Origin of the sequence: Rhodovarius crocodyli (assembly GCF_004005855.1) — a bacterium.
Taxonomy (GTDB): domain Bacteria; phylum Pseudomonadota; class Alphaproteobacteria; order Acetobacterales; family Acetobacteraceae; genus Rhodovarius; species Rhodovarius crocodyli.
Genome location: NZ_SACL01000024.1, coordinates 1 through 4,719 on the forward strand (window position 1 = coordinate 1; position 4,719 = coordinate 4,719).

Here is a 4,719-nt window from a genome sequence, read left to right on the forward strand (position 1 = left end):
ATGAGCACGGGCCTTCCATGATGAGCCGGTTCAACGCCGGGCTGGAGGGCACGCTCTGGTATTATCGTGCCCTCGCCACCGCATTCTCACGGCTCATCCCTGGTCGCCTCGCGCAGGAACTCGACCGTGAGGTCGGCAGGATGGAGCAGCTCTGCGCTCAATCCTTGTAGGGTTCGACCACCTCGGCACCGGCCATTACCACCCCAAAGGGGCGCAGCCGGTGCAGCACCTCCGCGCTGCCTGCGTGGTGCTCCAGCACCGCATCCAGCCGGCGATAGGCCATCGGGCTTTCGTCCAGATCGCCACCGCGTAGGTGCACGCCACGCTCGCGCAGCCAGCGCTGCATCTCCTCCCTCGAGAAACGGCGCATGGCCTCACGACGGCCCATCACCGTGCCGGCACCATGCACCGTCGAGTGCAGCAGCGCCTTTGAGGTGGCGCTCTCCACCCCCGCCAGGATCCCCGCGTCGTCGCCCATAGACCCGCCGACAAACCCGCGCTGCCCCGCAAAGGCCGGCGTGCAGCCCTTGCGCACCACCCAGGCCGGGGAGCCTGCCACCTCCTCGCGCCAGGCGAAGTTGTGGTGGTTGTGCACGCGGTCGGTCTCCGAGGCACCCAGGATCCAGCACCTGCGCCACCACCGAGTCGCGGCCGGCATAGGCATAGCGCCCGGCCAGTTCCATCGCCGCGATGTAGCCGCGCCCCAGGTCGGTGTCCTGGTGCAGCAGGGTGGGCCGCACATCGATGCCGTCCCGCCCGCCGCCCAGGCGCAGGTGCTTAGTTGCCAGTGGAACGGCCTCCAATTCGAACGGACATGCGGCGCAACCGTGAGGGCCTAGGTTGAAGCCTAGGCTGACGACTCGATTACGAGAGCCAGAAACAAGCTGTTGCGACGATTGCAATGGTGGAGAGGAAGTTCCTGGCGAGGCGGTCATACCGTGTGGCGAAGCATCGCCAATCCTTCATGCGGCCGAACATTCGCTCGATGAGGTTGCGCCTGCGGTAGGCGGGCCGATTGAGCGGATAGGGTCGGCGCCGGGTGCCATTGGAAGGGATGACCACCTCTGTCCCCTGGGCCTCGAGGGGCTGGCGCAGATGATCGACATCGTAGGCCTTATCGGCGAGGAGGCGCCGAGGGGTTGCGATACCGCCAAGCAAGGTGGCAGCAACGCTGATATCAGCGATGTTGCCAGGGGTCAGAACGAAGGCGAGCGGTCGGCCTTGAGCATTGGCCACAGCGTGGACCTTGCTGGTCCGCCCGCCACGTGAGCGGCCGAATCGCCTGCGCGGCTTCGCCCCCTTTTGAGCGCCCGCCGCCGAGCGATGGGCTTTGACATGCGTGCTGTCGATCGAGATTTCATCGGGGATGTTCCCGGCTGCGGCCAAACGCTCAAAAATCCGCCGCCAGATGCCCTGCGTACTCCACCGGTTGTAGCGATTGTAGATGGTGGTCGCCGGGCCGTACTCAGGCGGGCAATCGCTCCAACGGCACCCTGAGCGCAGCACGTGTAGGATGCCGCTGATCACCCGCCGGTCATCCACACGATGCGCTCCGGAGCGGTTCTTCGGCAGATGTGACTCAATCACCGCCCAGGCTTCGTCGCTTAGCCAATCCAATCCGCTCATGTCGCCGCCATCCATGATGGCTCAACCAATCACAGCCAAAACACCAAATCAATAAGATGATCAGGTTTTCAGCCCTGGCGTTTATTGCCATTCCAAACAGAATAGTATAATTAATCGCCGGATGGTAGCATATTTGTATTTGATTCTAGAAATCCATCACTGAGTCCAAGGGCCATAATGGCAACATATGCTGATATTTTTTATCCCGAGAAAGATTTTGAAAAATTCTTATAATTTTGTCAAAATCAGCATTTCCAACATTCTTTCTTGGAATCAAATCTAGCGCTTGAAGCAATTCAACAGGGAGGTTTATTAAGTAATTTCCGATCTAATTCTGTAATTAATACATTTTTGACAACCTAACGTCTTTAATATTAATAAATTTTTTGTTTTCATTGCTTTGCATAATTCTCTAAATAAGGAAGAATCATAAAATGAATAATTATTTGTTAATTCATTTTCCAAATAGGATAGTATTATTCGAATAATGTAGTTCCTTTTTTCCATTTCTATTTTTTCTGAATTCGATTGCATACTATCCATCCCCATCATTAATTCTCGCATTGATCTAAAAATAATTTATGAAAAATAATAATTATTATGTAGATTAGTGTATGATATTTTATTATATTGTATTATTTTCGTGAGGCATTAAGTTTGTTGGAATTCTGTTTTAATAAATATTTTGTAAAAACTTTAAATTTGATTTAATGTCTGATCAATATCTATTGTATTATGTATTTTTTGGAAATATCCGCGTGTGCGCAGCGCTTGAGGGCGGGTGGACAGGCAGTTTTTCCCAAATATGACGAACTAAAGTAGCTTCATATCATTTCGCCGCAGTAGTTAATGCGTCTTCTGCGTGCCGCAGCATCAAGCGAATCGTCACCTGTTATCTAAAACCATTTACGGAAATCGTTCTCTCGGCATTGCCCACTTGAGGATCCAATTTTTTCACCTTGAAGTGATATGCAGATGAGCAAATCGGCTAAAATTTCGCAACCCTAGGTTGCTAAATCAAATGCATTCCCTTGCATGTTGTCGAGATTTCGTGCGGCTGTCGGACTGATCGGCGTCGGTATTCGATGAGCCGATGGACGCAACCTTCGGACGATCTTTGCCATTGGAGCGCAACTCAAATTGCGCCAGAATGTGTAGTGAATATGGATATGTCTCTCGTGAAGTGCTTGATCATCAACAATTGTCAGGTGCAGACGGCCAAGCACGCGCTATCGCTCCTTTGCCCCAGCATCGCCTTCGACGGTTTCGCGGTCCACACCATCCCGCATGACCGCAAGGAGGAAAGCATCCAGGCCTGCATCGAGCAGGCCCGGCAGTCCGACATCGTGATGACGGTCAATCTCAGCAAGGAATTCCTGGGGCTGGAGACACCATTGCTGCGCGAGGCCACGCGAGGCACCCGCTTCGTCACCATCCACAACCTGTATTTCACGGGCTACCACCCGGACCTGACCTATCTGGGTGGGCTCTGGAGTAGGCTTCGCGGGCCGCTGGGGGATTATCACAGCCAACTCGTCTTCTTCGCCTTCCTGGCCGGCGTGTCGGAGCAGGAATGCTTCGCGCTGTTCAATGACCGCACCTTCGCCGCGCTGAAATACTTCGACCAGTTCGACGCCTCGCTGCAGGAGTTCCGGCGCCGCGAGGAGGCGGTGGATGTGGTCTTCGCCGAGGAGATGGGCCGGCTGGTGCGGGAGCGCATCGGCTTCCTCAGCGTGAACCACCCCAACAACTTCCTCACCTGGGTCTATGCCAACCGCATCCTGGACCATCTGGAGAGCCTGGGCGTGCCGGTGGAACGGTTTCCGATCGATGACGGCTATCTGTTCAACCACCTGGCCCATGCGCCGATCTGGCCGATCTATCCGGAAATCGCGCGCCATCACGGACTGCCGACGCCCGGCTTTTATGGCTTCAAGCCGCAATCCATGGGCGACACGCCCGCGCCGCTGCTGAGCCTGAAGGAATTGATCGCGGGGCAATACAAGGCCCTCGCCGAGGCCCCGCGCGAACAGCTGCTGCGGGCGCACCAGCTGTATTTCATGCGTGAGGAATGCTACGCGGTATTTGGTAAATATCTCGTATAGAAATCTTAGAGTGATCTTGTTACCGATATTTTTGGTTGGCTCGGACATTTCTGATTGCTGAAGGGAGGAGACAATGATAATGATAAGCTCTAATGCCGAAACCGTTCTTCGTGTTATATTTTATTCGAGCGACGACAAAAAAAGAAAGATTCATCAAGTAGATTTGATGAATAATTGCGAAAAATTTTACTCAATTTCAAATCTGAGTGTAGCAAATGCTATCGATGAGTGTGTGAAATTTGGATTTCTGACGCATGAACGGTATGATTTATTAGAATTAACTTCCGATGGCGTGCTTTTTTTGTGTACAAAATAATTGGGACTGGCCTGGATAGCAGAGAAAGGCTTTCTAGGTCAGATGGTTACAGCCCGTCGTCGTAGCCGGCTTCCGGCCCATACTCAGCGACAATTACTGGAGCACTTCGTGGCGGGCACGCCCGCCAGGACAGCTGCCGAGCTGGCAGACGTCAATCGCCACACCGCCACGCTGTTCTTCCACAAGCTACGAGAGACGATAGCCGCACGCCTGGCCGCTGAAGCGCCCTTCAGCGTGGGCGAAGTGGAGGTCGATGAGAGCTATTTCGGTGGCGTCCGCAAAGGCAAGCGCGGCCGAGGAGCGGCGGGCAAGGTACCCATCTTCGGCCTGTTGAAGCGTGCGGGCAAGGTGTACACGGCGATGATCCCAGACACCCGATCCGTGACGCTCACCGGCATTATTCGTCAGCGGATTCAGCCTGATAGCGTCGTCTATACGGACAGCTGCCGGTCCTATGACGTGCTCGACATCTCGGAGTTCCATCACCGGCGCGTCAATCACAAGGAGGAGTTCGTCACCTCCTCTCGCACCCACATCAATGGCATGTGACGTGCTCCCCGAAAATTGGACCGATCTGAGTTGGAATTTTCCAGTTATGTATCCCGAGCAGGGAACGAGGAGAGTTCCATGAAGGCATCGAAGTTTTCTGAGGCGCAGATCGCCTTTGTCCTG

At 54.4% G+C, this 4,719-nt stretch carries 3 protein-coding genes and 1 pseudogene; 2 read left to right on the plus strand and 2 right to left on the minus strand.

Features of this window, described 5'->3' with window-relative positions:
• Positions 1-157 precede the first annotated feature (157 nt).
• Both EOD42_RS26225 and EOD42_RS25550 read right to left on the minus strand, forming a co-directional pair.
• Entirely contained in the window at positions 158-658 is a 501-nt protein-coding gene (locus EOD42_RS26225; RefSeq protein WP_206020470.1) for an RtcB family protein, read from the minus strand.
• A 206-nt stretch (positions 659-864) separates the two neighbouring features.
• Positions 865-1,626: an IS5 family transposase gene (locus EOD42_RS25550; RefSeq protein WP_127790432.1), complete on the minus strand. Its 762-nt coding sequence runs from the start codon at positions 1,624-1,626 to the stop codon at positions 865-867.
• A 1,178-nt stretch (positions 1,627-2,804) separates the two neighbouring features.
• On the opposite strand from EOD42_RS25550, the gene EOD42_RS25555 reads away from it, so the two are divergent.
• Together EOD42_RS25555 and EOD42_RS25560 are read left to right on the plus strand one after the other, a co-directional pair.
• Complete coding sequence (locus tag EOD42_RS25555; RefSeq protein ID WP_127790430.1) at positions 2,805-3,731, plus strand: WcbI family polysaccharide biosynthesis putative acetyltransferase; 927 nt, start codon at positions 2,805-2,807, stop codon at positions 3,729-3,731.
• A gap of 358 nt (positions 3,732-4,089) precedes the next feature.
• A pseudogene (locus EOD42_RS25560) lies at positions 4,090-4,593 on the plus strand (IS1595 family transposase); the annotation flags it as partial.
• Positions 4,594-4,719: the final 126 nt, after the last annotated feature.

Excerpts from the sequence above, each read along its gene's own strand:
- EOD42_RS26225 (WP_206020470.1), bottom strand. The coding sequence starts at position 658 with ATGCCGGCCGCGACTCGGTGGTGGCGCAGGTGCTGGATCCTGGGTGCC.
- EOD42_RS25550 (WP_127790432.1), bottom strand. The coding sequence starts at position 1,626 with ATGAGCGGATTGGATTGGCTAAGCGACGAAGCCTGGGCGGTGATTGAG.